At 62.2% G+C, this 18,439-nt stretch carries 20 protein-coding genes and 1 riboswitch; of the genes, 1 reads left to right on the plus strand and 19 read right to left on the minus strand.

What is annotated here, in order from left to right; genetic code table 11:
• Position 1 precedes the first annotated feature (1 nt).
• The 13 genes from KDX39_RS19885 to cobO all read right to left on the minus strand — a co-directional run bounded on the left by KDX39_RS19885 (position 2) and on the right by cobO (position 10,860).
• Positions 2-553 (minus strand): glutathione peroxidase, encoded by a 552-nt coding sequence (locus KDX39_RS19885; RefSeq protein ID WP_069144793.1) that lies wholly within the window; start codon positions 551-553, stop codon positions 2-4.
• 61 nt (positions 554-614) lie between these two features.
• Positions 615-737: a hypothetical protein gene (locus tag KDX39_RS26395; protein WP_257108943.1), complete on the minus strand. Its 123-nt coding sequence runs from the start codon at positions 735-737 to the stop codon at positions 615-617.
• Positions 734-1,942, minus strand: a complete 1,209-nt coding sequence (locus tag KDX39_RS19890) for an MFS transporter (RefSeq protein WP_231661537.1) — start codon at positions 1,940-1,942, stop codon at positions 734-736. The genes KDX39_RS26395 and KDX39_RS19890 overlap by 4 nt, the downstream gene beginning before the upstream one ends.
• A gap of 105 nt (positions 1,943-2,047) precedes the next feature.
• Entirely contained in the window at positions 2,048-2,779 is a 732-nt protein-coding gene (locus KDX39_RS19895; protein WP_231661538.1) for an adenosylcobinamide-GDP ribazoletransferase, read from the minus strand.
• Position 2,780: 1 nt separating this feature from the next.
• Positions 2,781-3,353, minus strand: a complete 573-nt coding sequence (gene cobC / locus KDX39_RS19900; protein WP_231661539.1) for an alpha-ribazole phosphatase family protein — start codon at positions 3,351-3,353, stop codon at positions 2,781-2,783.
• The gene (gene cobT / locus KDX39_RS19905) at positions 3,350-4,402 is read right to left on the minus strand and encodes a nicotinate-nucleotide--dimethylbenzimidazole phosphoribosyltransferase (protein ID WP_231661540.1); all 1,053 of its coding nucleotides are present in this window, start codon (positions 4,400-4,402) and stop codon (positions 3,350-3,352) included. Before cobT ends, cobC begins: the two co-directional genes overlap by 4 nt.
• Positions 4,399-4,920 (minus strand): bifunctional adenosylcobinamide kinase/adenosylcobinamide-phosphate guanylyltransferase, encoded by a 522-nt coding sequence (gene cobU / locus KDX39_RS19910; RefSeq protein ID WP_231661541.1) that lies wholly within the window; start codon positions 4,918-4,920, stop codon positions 4,399-4,401. Before cobU ends, cobT begins: the two co-directional genes overlap by 4 nt.
• 1 nt (position 4,921) lies before the next feature.
• Positions 4,922-6,382, minus strand: coding sequence for a cobyric acid synthase (locus KDX39_RS19915; protein WP_231661542.1), 1,461 nt, complete (start codon positions 6,380-6,382; stop codon positions 4,922-4,924).
• The gene (gene cobD, locus KDX39_RS19920; protein WP_231661543.1) at positions 6,382-7,383 is read right to left on the minus strand and encodes a threonine-phosphate decarboxylase CobD; all 1,002 of its coding nucleotides are present in this window, start codon (positions 7,381-7,383) and stop codon (positions 6,382-6,384) included. Before cobD ends, KDX39_RS19915 begins: the two co-directional genes overlap by 1 nt.
• Complete coding sequence (gene cbiB, locus KDX39_RS19925; protein ID WP_099229244.1) at positions 7,376-8,284, minus strand: adenosylcobinamide-phosphate synthase CbiB; 909 nt, start codon at positions 8,282-8,284, stop codon at positions 7,376-7,378. Before cbiB ends, cobD begins: the two co-directional genes overlap by 8 nt.
• Entirely contained in the window at positions 8,281-8,931 is a 651-nt protein-coding gene (gene bluB / locus KDX39_RS19930) for a 5,6-dimethylbenzimidazole synthase (RefSeq protein WP_210076123.1), read from the minus strand. The genes cbiB and bluB overlap by 4 nt, the downstream gene beginning before the upstream one ends.
• Positions 8,928-10,223, minus strand: a complete 1,296-nt coding sequence (locus KDX39_RS19935; protein ID WP_231661544.1) for a cobyrinate a,c-diamide synthase — start codon at positions 10,221-10,223, stop codon at positions 8,928-8,930. Before KDX39_RS19935 ends, bluB begins: the two co-directional genes overlap by 4 nt.
• A 25-nt stretch (positions 10,224-10,248) precedes the next feature.
• The gene (cobO, locus tag KDX39_RS19940) at positions 10,249-10,860 is read right to left on the minus strand and encodes a cob(I)yrinic acid a,c-diamide adenosyltransferase (protein WP_004884152.1); all 612 of its coding nucleotides are present in this window, start codon (positions 10,858-10,860) and stop codon (positions 10,249-10,251) included.
• Positions 10,861-10,952: 92 nt separating this feature from the next.
• Positions 10,953-11,168, minus strand: a riboswitch (cobalamin riboswitch).
• Positions 11,169-11,329: 161 nt separating this feature from the next.
• Here cobO and KDX39_RS19945 point away from each other — a divergent pair.
• The gene (locus tag KDX39_RS19945; RefSeq protein WP_231661545.1) at positions 11,330-12,658 is read left to right on the plus strand and encodes a PQQ-dependent sugar dehydrogenase; all 1,329 of its coding nucleotides are present in this window, start codon (positions 11,330-11,332) and stop codon (positions 12,656-12,658) included.
• Between the two features lie 171 nt (positions 12,659-12,829).
• On the opposite strand, the gene KDX39_RS19950 is transcribed toward KDX39_RS19945, so the two are convergent.
• From KDX39_RS19950 to KDX39_RS19975, 6 genes are all read right to left on the minus strand, one after another.
• Positions 12,830-13,372 carry a C40 family peptidase gene (locus KDX39_RS19950; protein ID WP_231661546.1) on the minus strand — a complete coding sequence of 181 codons (543 nt, stop codon included), beginning with the start codon at positions 13,370-13,372 and terminating at the stop codon, positions 12,830-12,832.
• Between the two features lie 94 nt (positions 13,373-13,466).
• Positions 13,467-14,189 (minus strand): C40 family peptidase, encoded by a 723-nt coding sequence (locus KDX39_RS19955; RefSeq protein WP_231661547.1) that lies wholly within the window; start codon positions 14,187-14,189, stop codon positions 13,467-13,469.
• A gap of 75 nt (positions 14,190-14,264) precedes the next feature.
• The gene (locus KDX39_RS19960; RefSeq protein ID WP_231661548.1) at positions 14,265-15,029 is read right to left on the minus strand and encodes an NAD-dependent deacylase; all 765 of its coding nucleotides are present in this window, start codon (positions 15,027-15,029) and stop codon (positions 14,265-14,267) included.
• Entirely contained in the window at positions 15,023-15,727 is a 705-nt protein-coding gene (hda, locus tag KDX39_RS19965) for a DnaA regulatory inactivator Hda (protein ID WP_054986322.1), read from the minus strand. Before hda ends, KDX39_RS19960 begins: the two co-directional genes overlap by 7 nt.
• A gap of 216 nt (positions 15,728-15,943) precedes the next feature.
• Positions 15,944-17,017 carry an AI-2E family transporter gene (locus KDX39_RS19970; RefSeq protein WP_231661549.1) on the minus strand — a complete coding sequence of 358 codons (1,074 nt, stop codon included), beginning with the start codon at positions 17,015-17,017 and terminating at the stop codon, positions 15,944-15,946.
• A gap of 39 nt (positions 17,018-17,056) precedes the next feature.
• A complete protein-coding gene (locus KDX39_RS19975) occupies positions 17,057-18,130 on the minus strand; it encodes a DUF2066 domain-containing protein (protein ID WP_231661550.1) in 1,074 nt (357 codons plus the stop codon).
• Between the last annotated feature and the right edge of the window lie 309 nt (positions 18,131-18,439).

Here is an 18,439-nt window from a genome sequence, read left to right on the forward strand (position 1 = left end):
CTCAAGGCTTCGAAGCAATCGCCTTCTCGATCGCCGCAATCAGATCAGGATCATCCGGCTTGGTCATGCTCGAGAAATTGGCGACCACGTTGCCCTTGCGATCCACCACGTACTTATAGAAGTTCCAGCGCGGGGCACTGCTCTGTTCGGCCAGCACCTTGAACAGGTGGGTGGCGTCATCGCCTCGTACAGCCTGCGGTTCGGTCATGGTGAAGGTCACGCCATAATTGACGTAGCAGACCTTGGCGGTCTCTTCTCCGTCCTTGGCTTCCTGCTTGAAGTCATTGGACGGTACGCCGAGCACTTCGAGGCCCTGCCCCTTGTAGCGCTGGCTCAGTTCTTCAAGACCTTTGAACTGGGGAGCGAAGCCGCAGAAGCTGGCCGTGTTGACCACCACCATCGGCTTGCCTGCATAGCGCTGGCACAGGTCGATGTTTTCCTTGGAACGCAGCTTGGGCAGCTCGCCTTGCAGCAGTGCCGGGCAGTCGGCGGCCATGGCAGTGCCGCTCATGGCCAGCAGCAGGAAGGGAATTGATATAAAGCGAGTGTTCATCAAGGCGTCCCTGGAGTCGGTGGCTGTCTGCCGACACGCTACCGCAACGGACGCCTTCTGCCTAGCAAGCGCCCATGCCCAGTTGCAACGCGGCCAGCCCGACCTGCTGCCAGCCCCACCAGACGAGCGCCAGCACTGCGCCGCCGGATACAAGCGCCGCCAGCAAAGGCCAGTGCCGGCTCACGCGACACCTGCCTGCGCCTGCAACCGCGCCACAGGACGCTCACGCACGGGCCAGTTGAGGGCCGCCGCCAACAGGCTGAGCAGGATCGACACTTGCCAGATCAAGTCATAGCTCCCGGTATGGTCATACACCAGCCCACCCAGCCAGCCGCCGAGGAACGCGCCCAACTGGTGGAACAGGAAGACGATACCCCCGAGCATCGACAGGTTGCGCACCCCGAATAGGGTCGCGACCGTACCGTTGGTCAGCGGCACTGTGGACAACCACAACAGCCCCATTGCGACACCAAACAGATAAGCGGTGGTCTGGCTGAGCGGAATCCACAGGAACAGCACGATCACAACGGCGCGCAGCAGATACAGCGTCGTCAACAGGCGCGGCTTGGACATGCGCCCCCCCAGCCAGCCCGCCGTGTAAGTACCGAAGATGTTGAACAGGCCGATTAGCGCAAGCACCGTGGTGCCGACCTTGGCAGGCAAATGCTGGTCGACCAGATAGGCCGGCAGGTGCACGCCAATGAATACCACCTGAAAGCCACAGACGAAAAAACCCAACGCCAGCAGCCAGAAGCCCGAATGCGAACAGGCCTCGCGCAACGCTTCACCCAGCGTCTGTTGAATGCCCACGGATTCGGTCGGCTTGTCCTTGAGCATGCCCACCAGCGGCAGGATCAGCGCCACCATCACACCCAGCACCATCAAAGCGCCGGACCAGCCCAGCCAACCGATCAGACCCAGCGTGCCGGGCAGCATGGCGAACTGGCCGAAAGAACCTGCAGCACTGGCGATTCCCATGCCCATGCTGCGTTTCTCGGCTGGCAAGGCCCGCCCGACGACGCCAAGGATCACGGAAAACGATGTACCGGACAGACCGATGCCGATCAGCAGGCCCGCGCTCAGCGAAAGACTCAGCGGTGAATCCGCCATGCTCATGCACAGCAGGCCGACGGCATACAGCACACCGCCGACAAACACGACCTTGGCCGCGCCGAACCGATCGGCGAGCGCGCCAGCAAATGGCTGGGCCAGACCCCACATCAGATTCTGCAGGGCGATGGAGAACGCGAAGACCTCACGACCCCATCCGAAGTCTGCGCTCATGGGCGCGAGAAACAGACCGAAACCGTGCCGTGTGCCCAAGGAAAGCGCGAGGATCAGCGCACTCCCGAACAGTATCCAGCCACTGGTACGCCAGACTGATGTCATTGTTCTCATGCTCCCTGAACGAAAATGCGTGGATATACCCGTAAATCGATAACGGCGAAATTACGCCTTGGTGCAAGAGCCTGTCAATCGGATATCAGCGGATGCTCAGAACAGCACCATCGCCAGCAGCACCACCACTTCGAGCAGTTCAAGCAGCGCGCCCGCCGTATCACCGGTAGTACCGCCCAGACGTCGGATCATCACCTGACGCAACCACAGAAAACAGGCGATCGAAGCCACCACAGCAGCCAGTCCCGACCAGCCCGCAAGCAGCATACAGGCCGCGGCGCTGGCCAGCAGCACCTGACGTGCAGCGCCACGCGGCAAATGGTCGGCAAGCGCCTGCCCCAGACCACCGGCACGCACATAGGGCGTGCAGAGAAACAGACCCAGCATGGCACTGCGCCCAATCAGCGGTGCCAACAACAATGCGATGCCGTGATGATTTTCGATCAGCGCCAGAATGGCGGTGAATTTGAGCAGCAGCACCAGCACCAGCGCGACCACGGCAATCGGCCCGCTGCGCGGGTCTTTCATGATGGTCAGTGTTCGCTCACGATCACCAAAGCCACCCAGCCAGGCATCGGCGCTGTCTGCAAGGCCATCCAGGTGCAATCCACCACTGAGCAGCACCCAGGCACAAAGAAGCAAGGCAGCGTGCAGCATCAAGGGTGCACCGGCCAGCAACGCATTCAGGCTCATCAATACGATGCCGAACAGCACGCCCACCAGTGGATAGAACAACAGCGAGCGGCCGGTTTCCTCAGGCCTCGGCATGCCGGGCAGACGGATCGGAAAGCTGCCAAGAAATTGCAGGGCAATCCAGAACGGGAGCATCTCAGACCTCCGTCAACACGCCATGAGCGGCGACATCAATCGACAACAGAGCGCCATGCCCCACCACCACTTGCAGCAGCTGCTCACGCGGCAAGCCACGCGCCTGGGCCAGCAAAAGGCGCATCACGCCACCATGGCTGACCAGCAGCACCCGCTCGCCGGCGTACCTGTCATGCAGACGTTGCACCGCATTCAGCACCCGCGTTGAAAAGTCGATCACGCGCTCGCCACGGGGCGGCGTGAAGGCATAAGGGTCGTTCCAGAACAGCCCCAGACCTTCGGCATCCGTTTCCATCAGTTGTGCAGGACTGTGACCCTCCCAGTCACCGAAATGCAGTTCCTGCAGTCCAGGCTCAAGCTCGATGGGCAGGGACAGTCGGCAGGCCAGTTCTTCGGAGAAACGCGCGCAGCGCTGCAAGGGTGAGCTGACGATTCGGTCCCAAGGCCCGGCTTCAGTGACGGCCGAGCGCATCTGCTGCCACCCCCGATCAGTCAGCGCATCGTCGATGCTGCCCCGCAGGCCGCCGCCCTGTTCGGTTTCACCATGACGCAGCAAATCCAGACGCAGGGTCATGCCGGGCGATCCGACACGCTGGCTTCGGCAAAGGTCGACATGCCGTTATGCAGCGCACAGGCCATTCGCACCAGAGGAACAGCCAACGCAGCACCGCTGCCCTCGCCCAGTCGCAGACCGAGGTCGAGCAGCGGTTCAGCCTGGAGAATCTCCAGCACATGACGATGACCCGTTTCAGCGCCACGATGGCCGAACAACAGCCAGTTGCGGCACGACGGATTCAGGCGCACCGCCACCAATGCCGCCACACTGCAGATAAAACCGTCCACCAGCGCCACGATACCTTCCTGCGCGCAGGCCAGATAAGCGCCCGTCAACGCGGCAATCTCGAAACCGCCGAGGCTGAACAGGCTGTGCAGCGGATCGCCTGCATGCTCGGCGTGCAGCTTCAAGGCACGCTCGATGACCCGAGTCTTGTGTTCGATGCCTTCGGCGTTCAGGCCAGTGCCTGGGCCGACCAGCAACTGCGCCGCACACTCCAGCATCAAACAGGCAACCGCACTGGCAGCGGTGGTATTACCGATGCCCATCTCGCCACCGATGAACAATTCGGTCCCTGCCGCCTTGGCGCGCAAGACGCCGTCACGCCCGGCCTGCAAGGCTGCCAGCCCCTGGTCGGCCGACATGGCCGGCCCTTGGGCGAAATTGGCGGTGCCTGCGCCCAGGCGTAAATGACGCACACCCGGCAGGTCCACCGGCAGAACCGTGCCCAGATCCACTACATCCAGCTGCGCCGAAAGCTGCTGCGCCAACACGCTGATGGCTGCGCCGCCATTGACGAAGTTGTGCAGCATCTGGCCGGTCACTGCCTGCGGATAAGCCGAAACGCCTTCAGAGACCACGCCGTGATCACCGGCAAAAATCGCGATCCACACCTGATCAGCCGCCGGACGCTCACGCCCCTGCAGACCAGCGAGTTGCACGGCCAGACGCTCCAATTGCGCCAGCGAGCCGGCCGGTTTGGTCAATTGTTGCTGACGGGCCAGCGCGGCTTCACGCATCGACGCGTCGATGGCTTGTGCGGGTTCGAGCCACCAGGCGTTACTCATAGCGCAGTTCCTTTCAAAGTCAGGGGCAAGCCCGCCACGGTCAGCACTACGCGCTGACAGCGTTCGGCCAAGGCTTGATGCAGGAGGCCGGCTTCGTCGACATAGCGACGGGTCAGCTCGCCGAGCGGCACAACGCCAAGTCCAGTTTCGTTACTGACGAAAATGATTTCACCCGCAAGCGCTGCCACACAGTCGAGCAACGCATCACGCTCCTGCGCCAGACGCTCAGGGTTGTCGAGCATCAGCAGGTTGGTCAACCACAGGGTCAGGCAGTCCACCAGCAAACAGTGATCGGGCGCAGCATTGTCTCGCAGCACGCGTGCCAGCTCGACCGGCTCTTCCACCAATCCCCATTGCTCGGGGCGACGGGCGCGATGGGTGGCGACGCGCTGGTTCATCTCGCCGTCCAGCGGTTGACTGGTGGCGATGTAGGTCACGTTAAGGCCGCATTCCGCCGCCAGCTTTTCAGCCAGTCGACTCTTGCCGGAGCGCGCGCCCCCCAGAATCAGTTGCAGCATTTCAGTTCGCCTCCAGCCCGCACAGTTGACGCAGCAAGGTTCCGTCCAGGTGCTTTTCCACCAGATCCGCCAGACGCTCGATGTCACGCTCGCGCAGGGCGTGATAATCCACCGCCTGCACATCGCGAAGACCGGCCCAGCGCAGCAAGGCGCTGCACGCGGCAGGCGACTCGAACAGCCCGTGCAGGTAGGTCCCGAGAATCTGCCCGTCTGCGCTCTGCGCGCCATCGCAACGACCGTCGTCCAGCCGAACGGCAGCCTGTTCCAGCGCCGCCCCCGTGGTGACACCGGCATGGATCTCGTAGCCGCTGACCTCGGCGTCTTCCAGCGTCAGGCGGCCACGCACGTTACGCAGTTGCTTCTCGGACTCCAGAATGGTGCTCATCGCCAACAGGCCAAGACCCGGGCTTGAACCCGCCGCGCCTTCCAGACCCAGCGGGTCATGCATCTGCTCGCCGAGCATCTGCAACCCGCCGCAGATTCCCATCAGCTTGCCGCCGTAGCGCAGGTGCTTGCGGATGGCGTCTTCCCAGCCATTGGCACGCAGGTATCCCAGGTCACTGCGCACGCTTTTCGAGCCGGGCAGAATGATCAAATCGGCAGGCGGTATCGCCTGACCAGGCCCGACGAATTGCAGATTGACCTGAGGATGCAGGCGCAGCGGGTCGAAATCGGTGTGATTGCTGATGCGCGGCAACACCGGCACCACCACATTCAGCACCTGCTCGACCTTGTCGGTCTGACGCTGATCCAGACCGTCTTCAGCTTCCAGATGCAAGTCCATCACGTACGGCAACACGCCTACCACCGGCTTGCCGGTGCGCGCTTCCAGCCAGTCCAGGCCCGGCTGCAGCAAGGCGATGTCACCGCGAAAACGGTTGATGATGAAGCCTTTGACCCGCGCCTGCTCGCTGGGCGACAGCAGTTCCAGGGTGCCGACCAGATGCGCGAAAACGCCGCCACGGTTGATGTCGGCGATCAGCAGCACCGGGCAATCGACGGCTTCGGCGAAGCCCATGTTGGCGATGTCGTTGGCACGCAGGTTGATCTCGGCAGGCGAACCGGCGCCTTCGACCATGATCACCGGATAGCTGTGCCCCAGCCGCTCGTGGGACTCCAGCACCGCGCGCATGGCGATCTCTTTATAGCCGTGATACGCCACCGCATTCATGGTGGTCACCGCACGGCCATGGATGATGACCTGTGCGCCGGTGTCGCTGTTGGGTTTGAGGAGCACCGGATTCATGTCGGTGTGCGGCTGCAGGTAGCAGGCCTGAGCCTGCACCGCCTGTGCACGACCAATCTCGCCGCCGTCGGCGGTCACGGCGCTGTTGAGCGCCATGTTCTGCGGTTTGAACGGCACGACCTTGACACCCTGTCGCGTCAACCAGCGGCACAGCGCGGTCACTAGCGTGCTTTTGCCGGCGTCGGACGTGGTGCCTTGTACCATCAGCGTGGCCATCAGGATTCCTTGCGGTATTCGAACAGAACAGTGTGCAGACGCCGCCAGTCAGCTTCGTCGCAGGGCAGCCCGAAACGCAGGCTGGAGACTTCAGGTGTCAGGCCTTCGAACAAGCGCAGCAACACCCCGCGTCGGGCACAGAACTCATGGATGGCCTGGGCTTCAGGCGTGACCAGCCACTGAAACAAGGCACAACCGCCATGCGGTGCGAGTCCGTACAGCTCGAGCAGTGCCACCAGACGGTCACGCGCCTGATCGGCGCGCAAGCGCTGCTGTGCCTGCCATTCGCGGTCATTCAGACACGCCTGCCCCAGCATCCGTGTCGGGCCGCTGACCGACCACGGGCCGATTTCCTGCGCCAGCAGCCTGAGCAGTGTAGGTTCGGCCAGCACGAAGCCAAGCCTGACGCCGGCCAACCCGAAAAACTTGCCGAACGAACGCAGCACGACCAGTCCGATGCGCCAGGTCTCGGCTGCCAGACTCAGCTCAGGCGTGTTATCCATGAAGGCTTCGTCCACCACCAGCCAGCCGCCCCGCTCTGCCAGCCGCGCATGCCATCCCAGCAGGCGCTCGGCGCTCAGGTGCAAACCGGTCGGGTTATTGGGGTTGACCACCACCAGCACATCAAGGCTGTCGAGAAAGTAATCCACTTCGTGCTCGCCGACTTCGCGCACCACATAACCATGCTTGCGCCAGGCATGGGCATGTTCGGCATAGCACGGCGACAGCACACCCACCCGACCGGCGCTGCGCACCCGCGGCAATGCCTGAATCGCCGCCTGCGACCCCGCTACCGGCAACACCTGTGACACGCCGTAATAAGCGCAGGCGGCAGTCTCGAGGCCGTCATCGTTCTCGGGCAGGCGCGCCCATGCACGCAAAGGAATGTCCGGTACCGGCGCGGACCACGGCGCGATACCGGTAGACAGGTCCAGCCAGTCGGCCTGATCGATGCCGTAATGCTGCGCCGCTGCACGCAGTCGGCCGCCGTGCTCAAGCATAGAATTCCGTCCCGATGCACAGCACCAGCAACCACAGCCACACGCCGCGCTGCACCAGCTCCCAGCCACGGTCGATGGAGTCGGCATCGGCAGGAACGCCTTCGCCCAGTTGCGGGCGCTGGTGCAACTCGCCGTGATAAATCGCCGCGCCACCGAGTTCGACGCCCAGTGCGCCAGCACCGGCCGCCATCACCGGACCTGCGTTGGGACTGTCCCAGGTCGGTCCCTGAGTGCGCCAACAGCGTAGTGCCAGCCGGGTTTTGCCCAGCAGCGCGTAGGTCAACGCCACCAGACGCGCCGGAATGTAGTTGAGCAGGTCGTCGATCTTTGCCGCCGCCCAGCCGAATCGCTCGAAACGTTCGTTGCGGTAGCCCCACATGGCGTCCAGCGTATTGCTCAGTCGATAGAGCACCACGCCCGGAACACCGGCCACCACAAACCAGAACAGCGCAGCAAACACCGCATCACTGCCGTTTTCCAGCACCGACTCGGTGGCCGCGCGGGCGACTTCAGTGGCATCCAGTTCGCTGGTCTGGCGGCTGACCAGATAGCCGACCCGACGGCGCGCCTCTTCCAGATCATCGCTGCGCAATGCCTGAGCCACCGGCTGCACATGCTCACCGAGGCTGCGCATGCCCAGCGCGCAATACAGCGCCAGAATCTCCACCAGCCAGCCCACGAACGGCGCCCAGCTCAGCAGCGTGGCCAACAGCGTCAGCGGAATCACCGCCACGAACCAGGCGGTGACGCCATGGCTGCGCCAGCCGCGACCGCCGCTGTTGAAGCGCTGTTCCAGACGATTGGCAAAGCGTCCGAACGCCACCAGTGGATGAGAGCGTTTCGGCTCGCCGAGCAGCGCGTCCAGCGCAACCCCGGCCACGCTCAACAGCGCCACACTCATTGACTCACTCCCCATTGATTCTCATACAACAGCTCACTCAGCGGACGCGCCTGCGCCCAGCCTTCCAGCACCAGCATCGGTGCGGGATAAAATTCTTTTACCGGGCCCAGACAGAGAATCGCCAGCGGCTTGGCCCCTTCGGGCATGTTCAGCAGATCGGCCAATGCATCAGGGTCGAACAGCGACACCCAGCCCATGCCCAGCCCTTCGGCGCGCGCGGCCAGCCACAGGTTCTGGATCGCGCAAGACAGCGACGCCATGTCCATTTCCGGCAAGGTGCGACGACCAAAGATGTGCTGCTCGCGACCTTCCATCAGCGCGGCAACCAACACCTCAGCGCAGTCATTGATGCCTTCGACCTTGAGCTTCATGAACTCTTCGGTGCGTTCGCCCAGTGCCTCGGCCGTGCGGACCCGCTCTTCTTCGACCTGCGCCTGCATCCTGCCGCGCAGTGCCGGGTCGCTGATCCGGATGAACCGCCAGGGCTGCATCAGCCCGACGCTCGGTGCCTGGTGTGCAGCCTCCAGCAAACGGGCGAGCAGTTCGGGCGCCACGCTGCCACCGACGAAGTGCCGCATGTCGCGACGCTCGGCAATAGCGCGGTACACCGCTGCCCGCTCTTCATCATTGAACGCGTGCTCGGTCATGGCTTGAACAGGGCCGCAATCGCCTGGGGACAGGACGGGAAATAGAAGTGAATGTAGGAAGCGGTCAGGCGACCCTCGCGATAAACCGCTTCGGCACCGCGCCCGCCGTTGGGGCTGATGCCTCGGGCAATCGGCTGCAATTCAGTCGTAGTCAGCGAGTGGTGATAGGTGTGGCCGCGCAACTCGCCTTCCGGCATTTCGACTGCTTGCAGGGCCAGCGCTGCCAGACGCTTCTGCATGGCCGCCTCGCCCGCCAGCAGGCCAACCAGTTCGGCACGCACGCCCTCAACATCGGTCAGGGCTTCCAGCAGATACAGCATGCCGCCACATTCGGCCAGCATGGGTTTGCCGGCCGCGTGGTGCGTGCGGATGTCGGCCAGCATCGTGGTGTTGGCGGACAGTTCAACGTGATGCAGCTCCGGATAGCCGCCGGGCAAGTACACGCTGTCAGCCTCCGGCAAATGGCTGTCGCGGATCGGCGAGAAGAAGGTCAGCTCGGCGCCCATGGTGCGTAGCAGGTCGAGGCTCGCGCCGTAGGTGAACGCAAAGGCTCCATCGCGGGCCACCGCAATGCGCACGCCCTCCAGCAAGCGCTCGACATGTACAGGTTCTGGCGCAGTGAATGTTACCGCTGGAGGCAAGGCCACCTCGCAGGTGCTGGCCAACGCTGCGGCAGCCATGTCCAGGCGCAGATCAAGGTCGTTGAGTTCGTCGGCCTGGACCAGCCCCAGATGGCGACTGGGCAGCTCGAAGCCGGTTTCACGGGACAGCGCACCGTACCAGCGCAAGCCTTCGGTCAGGCTGTTTTCCAGCAACTGCGCATGACGCACCGTACCCACGCGGTTGGCCAGCACGCCGGCAAACGGCAGATCAGGCTGATAGCGCGCCAGCCCCAGCGCCAGAGCACCAAAGGTCTGCGCCATGGCCGTGCCATCGATCACGCCGAGCACCGGCACACCGAAATGGCGCGCCAGATCAGCGCTGGACGGCGTACCGTCGAACAGGCCCATCACGCCTTCGATCAGGATCAGGTCCGCCTCTTCGGCCGCCTCCCACAACAGGCGACGGCTTTCGTCGGCACCGACCATCCACAGGTCCAGTTGAAACACCGGTGCCCCGCTCGCGCGCTCCAGAATCATCGGATCGAGAAAGTCCGGGCCACACTTGAAGACGCGCACCTTGCGCCCCTGATTGCGGTGCAGGCGTGCCAGCGCCGCCGTGACCGTGGTCTTGCCCTGGCCGGATGCGGGTGCAGCAATCAGAACTGCCGGACAATCCCTGGGGGTTCTCATGACCGAATGCTCACAACTGAAAGGCTCACAGTTCTATACCTTTCTGCGCCCGAATGCCGGACTGAAATGCATGTTTGACTACGCCGATATCCGAAACGGTATCTGCCAGGTCGATCAATTCGGGTTTGGCACCACGGCCGGTCACTACCACATGCTGCATCGGCGGACGGGCCTGCAAGTCGGTCAATACCTGCTCAAGATCCAGATAGCCGTGCTTGAGGGCAATGTTCAGCTCGTCGAGCACGACCAGACCGATGGCCGGGTCGCGCAGCATTTCCAGACTCACGGCCCAGGCGGCTTCGGCGGCCGCGATATCGCGCTGGCGATCCTGGGTTTCCCAGGTGAAGCCCTCGCCCATCACGTGATAGCGCACCTGCTCGGGGAAACGGCGGAAAAACATTTCTTCGCCTGTGCTGTTGCGCCCCTTGATGAATTGCACCACGCCGCACTGCATGCCGTGGCCCATGGCGCGCGCGAGCATGCCGAACGCCGAGCTGCTTTTGCCCTTGCCGTTGCCGGACAACACCAGCAACAGACCGCATTCATTGGGTGAGCTGGCGATACGCTCGTCCATCACGGCTTTCTTGCGCTGCATGCGCGCCAGATGGCGTTCGTCGCGTTCGGGGGATTCGTTCATCTCGGCTCTCCGCTCGGGGGGTCGCGAAAGCAGACGGAAGGACAGCACTGAACAGCACGGCAACGCCCTGCACAGAGCATCACCCTCCGTGATGCCATTGAGTATTTCAGGCCGGTCTCCGGGCTCATGAGCGGGTCACCCTGACAGTGCGCCTTCCCGCGTCGAAACGCAGTGGCATCATGCACAGCCTTGACTCATTTACCGTTGCGGGGGCAGCGCCGGAATCGAATCGTCAGACCCTCACCGGCTTCCCTGTTTCACCCTGCCAATCGGGAGGATTGCAGAGCACCTGAAACAAACCGCGAAGGGTAGAGGGTTGGGGGTGGAGCGTCAATCGACACCGCAGTACCGAGGGCATAAAGGCCATTCACCTGCATGGCACCGCCGGAGGGCGACACGCAATTGAACCTCAGCCATCAGGGTGTCTCTATCCCTTACTGGACCCAGCCTTTTTCGATGGAGATTCACGATGTTCAAAATCAGACCACAGTACGCCGTACTGCTTCTGCTCGCAGGCGGCCTTGCGGCGTGCGGCGAGTCTTCGACCTTGCAGGTCTCGGATGGAACAGGGCCTTCTCCCACACTGCCGGAGCCCAATAAGACACTGATTCCGACGGTCAACATCGCTCCGGCCATCGGCTGGGAAAAAGACGCCAAACCGGTGGCTGCGCCAGGCACTCAGGTCGGCGCCTTCGCTGAACATCTGGATCACCCGCGCTGGCTGTATGTGCTGCCCAATGGCGATGTGCTGGTTGCGGAAACCAACTCGCCGGCCAAACCGGATGACGGAAAAGGCATCCGCGGCTGGGTCATGGAGAAGGTCATGGGCCGCGCCGGTGCAGGCGTACCGAGCGCCAACCGCATCACCCTGCTGCGCGACACCAACAACGACGGCGTGGCCGAAACCCGCAGTGTCTTCCTGCAGAACCTCAATTCGCCGTTCGGCATGACACTGGTGGGAAACAAGCTGTACGTGGCCGACACCGACCGGCTGATCAGCTTCCCCTATGAAAGCGGCCAGACTTCAATCAGCGCGCAGCCGACCAAAGTGGTCGATTTGCCGGGCGGCACGCTCAATCACCACTGGACCAAGAACGTCATCGCCAGCAAAGACGGCAGCAAGCTGTACGTGACCGTCGGCTCCAACAGCAACGTGGCCGAGAACGGCATGGACAAGGAAGAAGGCCGTGCAGCGATCTGGGAAGTGGACCCTGCCACCGGCAACCACCGCATCTTCGCCTCGGGCCTTCGCAACCCCAATGGCATGGACTGGGAGCCTGCCACTGGCAAGCTGTGGACCGCCGTCAACGAGCGTGACGAGATCGGCAGCGATCTGGTGCCCGACTACGTGACCTCGGTGCAGGACGGCGGTTTTTACGGCTGGCCTTACAGTTACTACGGCCAGCACGTGGACGAGCGCGTCAAACCGCAGAACCCGGCCCTGGTCGCCAAGGCCATCTCCCCGGATTACGCGGTCGGCCCACACACGGCTTCACTGGGGCTGGTCTTCGCTGACGGCAAGACACTGGCAGCACCGTTCAACGAAGGTCTGTTCATCGGCCAGCATGGCTCCTGGAACCGCAAACCGCACAGCGGCTACAAGGTCGTGTTCGTGCCCTTCAGCGGCGGCAAACCCAACGGCGCACCGGTTGATGTGCTGACCGGCTTCCTCAACAAAGACGAAAAAGCCATGGGCCGCCCGGTAGGAGTAGTCAATGACCATCGCGGCGGGTTGCTGGTGGCGGATGATGTGGGCAATAAGATCTGGCGGGTGACGTCGATAAAGGCGGCTCAGTAGATACAAGCTGCCTCAGGGCGTAAGTTTTATAGGAGGCGGTGGCCGGCGACATGGCTGTTTCAGGCACTGAGAACGCTGGTCAGGAAACCGGATCACCGGCAAGCCGCCTCCCACATTCCCCTGCCAACTGCCATACATAGACAGGCGCTTGCGCCCTCGAAACGGCGGTAATCAGGGACGATTCTGCGCCAGGTTCGACGGTTGAATCACGCGCTTGGCGTTGAGGTAAGCCTTCTGCCAATACGGCTTGTCGAGGCTGTCCAGCTTGACCGTGCCACCGGTAGCCGGCGCATGCACGAAGCGGCCTTCGCCGACGTAGATCCCGGCATGAGAAACCTGCGAGCCACCCGAGGTGGCGAAGAACACCAGATCCCCTGATTGCAGCTGTTCACGGCGCACGTTCGGCGCGCCCATCACCACCATGTCACGCGTGGAGCGCGGCAGGGATATCCCCGCAGCATCACGGTACACATAGCCGATCAGGCCACTGCAATCGAACCCCGAATCCGGTGTGTTGCCACCCCAACGATAAGGCGTGCCGACCAGCCCCAATGCGCGAAACAGCACATCTTCGGCAGCCTGGGAAAGAATCTGGGGAGGAGCAGTCACCACCGGACGCTGAACGACCCGGGGCTGGGGAGGCGGCGGTGCGCTGGCGCAGGCGCCAAGCAACGCAACAAAAGAGATAACCATCAGGCGCAAAGCAATCGACATAACCACAACAACCTGATCCGGATGCGGCTTACGCTGCCGAGAAGCTCAAAAACGAAAACAGGCCATCGGCCTGTCTGCGTTTTCCATATTTCGTTTACTTACGGCGTTTTACTGCGGTCTTGACTGTAGTCGATGTCATCGCCGTTGTCTGCGCGGCAACTGCGGGCGCCTTCACTGCAACGGCACCGGGTGCCATTGCCAGAGGACGCTTGGCTTCGATGAAGGTCTTGCTCCAGTACGCGTCATCGAGGCTGTCGATGCGCACGCCACCGCTGCGGCGGCTGCTGGAGTGAATGAACTGATCGTTACCGGCATAGATTGCTGCGTGGCTGACACGACCGCGGCCGCGTGTGCTGAAGAACAGCAGATCACCCGGTTTGAGGTTGTTGCGCGACACCAGAGGTGCATCCACGTTGATCATTTCGCGGGTCGAGCGTGGCAGGTTCATGCCGGCCTCTTCGCGAAACAGGAAACCGATGAAGCCGCTGCAATCGAAGCCCGAACGTGTCGAAGTGCCGCCGAACTGGTAACGCGTACCGATCAGGGCCTTGCCACGTTCCAGGATACTGTCGGCCAGAACCGGCAGTTTGTAGGACTGGTTGTCAGCAAACTGGGCCAGTTCGTCTTCTGTAGCCATTTCGTCCTGCAGGGCAGCGGCGTCGGCGCGACGAGCTGCGGACTGGGCCGTGACAGTGTTCTGATAACGAGGCGCTTGCTGAGCCTGTTCTTGCTGAGAAACCGGCATGTTGGCCGAGCAACCGAACAGGAATGTAACGAGTGCGAGGGGCACGAGGGGTGCGAAGCGAACAACTTGCATGGGCACGACCGTGGCTGAACTGTTAAGAAGGCGAGACTATGCCCGCTATCCAGGTCATTTGCAAATTCAATCGAACTAAATGTGACTTATGAGTTTTTCCATGACATGTGCCGCCCGGCACTTCAAAAACACGTCCATTTGCGCGCTGTGATCGGTTGCCTCAGGATTGATTTCGGCGGTAAAACCCCCGGAAACTCTGGTCCTGATGACCGGTTCGTGAATATAGGGGAAGCTTGCCGTAGTGCCAATGGTCAGCACCGCGTCATAGCCTATAGCCAGTTGTTCATACAGTGTTTCCAGGGCCTGCTCCGGGAGCATTTCCTGAAAAAGAACGACGGACGGTCGCAAAACGCCACCACAGATTGAGCATAAAGGTGGCAGTGGCCGCTGCAGGTGCTCGCTCAGTTGCGGATCTTTTGCGCCGCAGGACTGACAGAACAGCGGAGCCATCTGACCATGAATCTCGATCAGACGCTCAGGCGGGCTGCCTGCAGCCCTATGATAACCATCGACATTCTGGGTCAGCACCCAGCACTCAGGCTTGATGCGCTGCAACTGGGCAATCGCATAATGAGCAGAATTGGGTTGCCCGCCCAGGCAGGCCTTGCCCAGTTGAGCGATGTATTTCCAGCACAGCTCGGGATCACGCCGCAGCATGGGACCGGACAATGCCACTTCGATCGGCAGACCGTCATCGGTACGGCCGTTATAGAGTCCGCCTATGCCTCGGTAAGTCGGCAAGCCCGAATCGGCGGACAGTCCGGCACCGGTAATGATCAGAATTCGCCTGGCGTGACGCAGTGCCGCCGCCGTTTGCATGACCAGTGCGTCGTCTACCACCCCAGCGTCTCTTTAAGGAAGGGAATGGTCAGCTTGCGCTTCTCCTGCAGGGAGGCCTGATCGAGGCGCTCCAGCAATTCGAACAGCGCACTCATGCTGCGGGTGCCGCGGGTGAGGATGAAATGCCCGACTTCGTCCGTCAGGTGCAGGCCGCGTCGCGAAGCACGCAGTTGCAAAGCGCGCAGCTTGTCCTCATCGGACAGGCCGCGCATCTGGAACACCAGCGCCATGGTCAGGCGGGACTTGAGGTCCGGCAGCTTGACCGGCAGTTCGCGAGGCGACTTGGACGCCGCAATCAGCAGACGCCGTCCACTGTCACGCAGGCGGTTGAACAGGTGAAAAAGGGCCTCTTCCCAGTCCGGCTTGCCGACCACGGCCTGCAAGTCGTCCAGACACACCAGTTCGTACTGTTCGAGATGGTCGAACAGCTCGATCCCTTCGTCAATGACTTCGGCCAGCGGCAGATAGACCGCAGGCTCACCCATCTGCTCGAAGCGCAGGCAGGCCGCCTGCAACAGATGCGTACGCCCTACCCCGTCCTTGCCCCACAGATAAATGAGGCTTTCCGTCCATCCGGCGTCGGCTTCGCACAGCCGCTCGACATAGCCGAGTGCAGCGGCATTGGCGCCTGGATAATAATTGACGAAGGTGGCGTCATCACGCAGACGCACACTCAGGGGCAGCTGAATCGGTTTCATGCTGACGAACGGTTCGTGCGAACCGCCAAGGGCCTCTGTGTAAAGTGCGCAAAGTTTATACCCGTGACGCTGGTCGCACAATGCGACAGACCCCAAGCAAAATCAAAGGGTTGCGTCAGGCTGTGTAAAGCGATGAGGTGTTTCAGGCATCTGCGACCCTTTCACGGACCTGGCCTGCGTCTGTGAAGGGGTCGCTTGATCAGCGGCTGTAACGGCTTACAGATCAGGGTCTTCAGCCCCGGCGTAGATCTGTGAATCCTTGTACACGTCATGGGCATGACGGACCAGCACCATGATCACCGCTGCCACCGGCAAGGCCAGCAGAATGCCAGTGAAGCCGAACAGCTCGCCGCCGGCAAGGATCGCGAAGATCACCGCCACCGGGTGCAGTCCGATGCGGTCTCCCACCAGCAAAGGCGTGAGCACCATGCCTTCCAGCGCCTGACCGATCATGAACACCGCGACGATGCCCATCATCGGGTACAGGTCACCGCCGAACTGGAACAGACCCGCCACCAGCGCCGAACCGATCCCGATCACGAAGCCCATATAAGGCACGATGGCCGCCAGACCCGCGATCACGCCGATCAACAGCCCCAGTTCCAGGCCGACCAGCATCAGGCCGCTTGCGTAGATCACCCCGAGGCCGACCATGACCAGCAACTGTCCACGAATGAACGCACCCAGCACTTCATGACACTCACCGGCCAGCTTGACGATCTGCCCTTCGCGCTGGCGCGGCAGCAGGCCGCGAATCTTGCCCACCATCACGTCCCAGTCACGCAGCAGGTAGAAGCACACCACCGGGATCAGCACCAGATTGGTCAGCCAGCCGATCAGCGCCAGGCTCGACGCCGTGGCCTGGGACAGCACGATGGAGACGATATCGCCGGCCTGCCCCATGTGCTCGGACAGCGCGGCCTTGATCTTGTCGAACTTCCAGAAGCCTTCGGACAGCCCGAACTTGGTCTGCACCCACGGCAGCACCGAATGCTGCAACCAGTCGAGCATCTGTGGTGCCAGTTCATACAGGCGGTACAACTGCTTGGCGAGCATCGGCACCAGCACCAGCAGCAATGCCATCAGCACCAGTGTAAACAGGCCGAATACCGCCACGACGCTCAACGTGCGGGACAGACCTGCCCGCTCCAGACGATCCACCAGTGGATCGCCCATGTACGCCAGCAGCAGCGCCACCAGAAACGGGGTGAGGATCGTGTGCAGCAACACCACGAATGCGACCAGCAGGGCCAGCCCGCCAATCCAGAACCAACGTCGCGTATCAGTCATCAATGTCTCTCAACCCAAGGGAAAAGTGCGCTTGCCGCATTACCAGCGGAAATACAGTTGTGGCGCGGACGCCGGGACGATCATCGGAGCTGGCGCGGCGACAGGCGCCGACGCATCGACCGGTGCCGCAGGTGCAGGCGGCACAGCCGCTGCTGCCTCGCTCGCCGGTACTTCCTGAAGTTTAGCCAGCGACATCTGCGAACGAAGCTGGTCGGCGCTGCCGTTGACTTCGAATGTCACACGATCACCCTCGACCAGCATCACACGCACGCCGAACGGATCAAGCAACTGCAACAGTTGCGCATAACGTTCAAGGTTCATGCCCTGAACCTGCATCAGCAGCCCGGTTGACGCACCCGGTTTAGCCACAAAACGCGGGGCAAGACGCTGGCTCACCGACAGCAATACCGCGTCAGCCAGGGCGTCGGACGTGGCACCGGTGGCAGTGCCCTGTTCACGCTGCTCGCCCAGCCACAGATTCCACTTGCCTTGCCATTGCCCGGCGTCCTCTTTGGCATGAACCGCCAGAATCGCGTCGGCGCCATAACGCTCCGAGGCTTCTTTGAGCGGTGCGGCATCAGAGCCTTCAAGGGTCTTGGCGGTGCCGATGCCCTGCTCGCTCAGGTCCGCCAGGGGAAGACGCAACGGCAGGCCACGGTGCTGCGCGGCGCGGCGCAACGGCTCGGCGGCCGCCTGACCGTCGCCAACCAGATTGGAACCTTCGACCGAGTCATTCAGCCACCAGCCCAGAATTGACGGGCGATTGCTGCCCCAGATGGGCAAACCGGCCTGACGCAAGGCGCGGTCGGTGGTCGCCGGATCGAAATCCACCAGCAGGGTCTCGGGCGGACCCGCTTCGTAACCGTACTGGCTGATGATCTGCTGCGGGTCCTTGCGCAAGGCGGCCAGCGCCGAACCCTGAGCGGCCTTGGTGTCGCCGGTCAGGCGCAGCACCAGGGTTTCGACGGCCGCCTGAGTGGCGCGTGTACGCTCATCGGGCGACTGGCCGTTGACCGGTTCGCGCACCTGATAGAGGTTGTTCACTGTTTCAGCAAGGGTCGGCAGGCTGAACAGGGACAGACAGCCGATGAGAAGAATTCTGGAAAAACGCATGGACAGTTCCCAAACGGAAAAAAGGTAAAGAAAAAGCGGTCTCGGAAGGTGGATTCATTGAACGGACAAGCGTGAGACAGCGCTTTGCCACCAATCATTCACTGCCCGCCTAAAGTACACCCTAAACATCTGGAGTCGAAGTCGGCCCCGGCAAGACCGTGAGGTTTATTTAGTAGAACCTCCTCCTACCGTCGGCGCAAGGATGGCCCCACGAGGGCAAGCCTGATAAAATCGCGCGCCTTCGCAGACCGGCAATCGCGATGGCCCAACATAGCACTGCGCGACAGCACTTTGCTGAACGGGTGCCAC

The organism is Pseudomonas sp. CDFA 610, assembly GCF_021147865.1.
In the GTDB taxonomy this organism is placed as follows: Bacteria; Pseudomonadota; Gammaproteobacteria; order Pseudomonadales; family Pseudomonadaceae; genus Aquipseudomonas; species Aquipseudomonas alliivorans.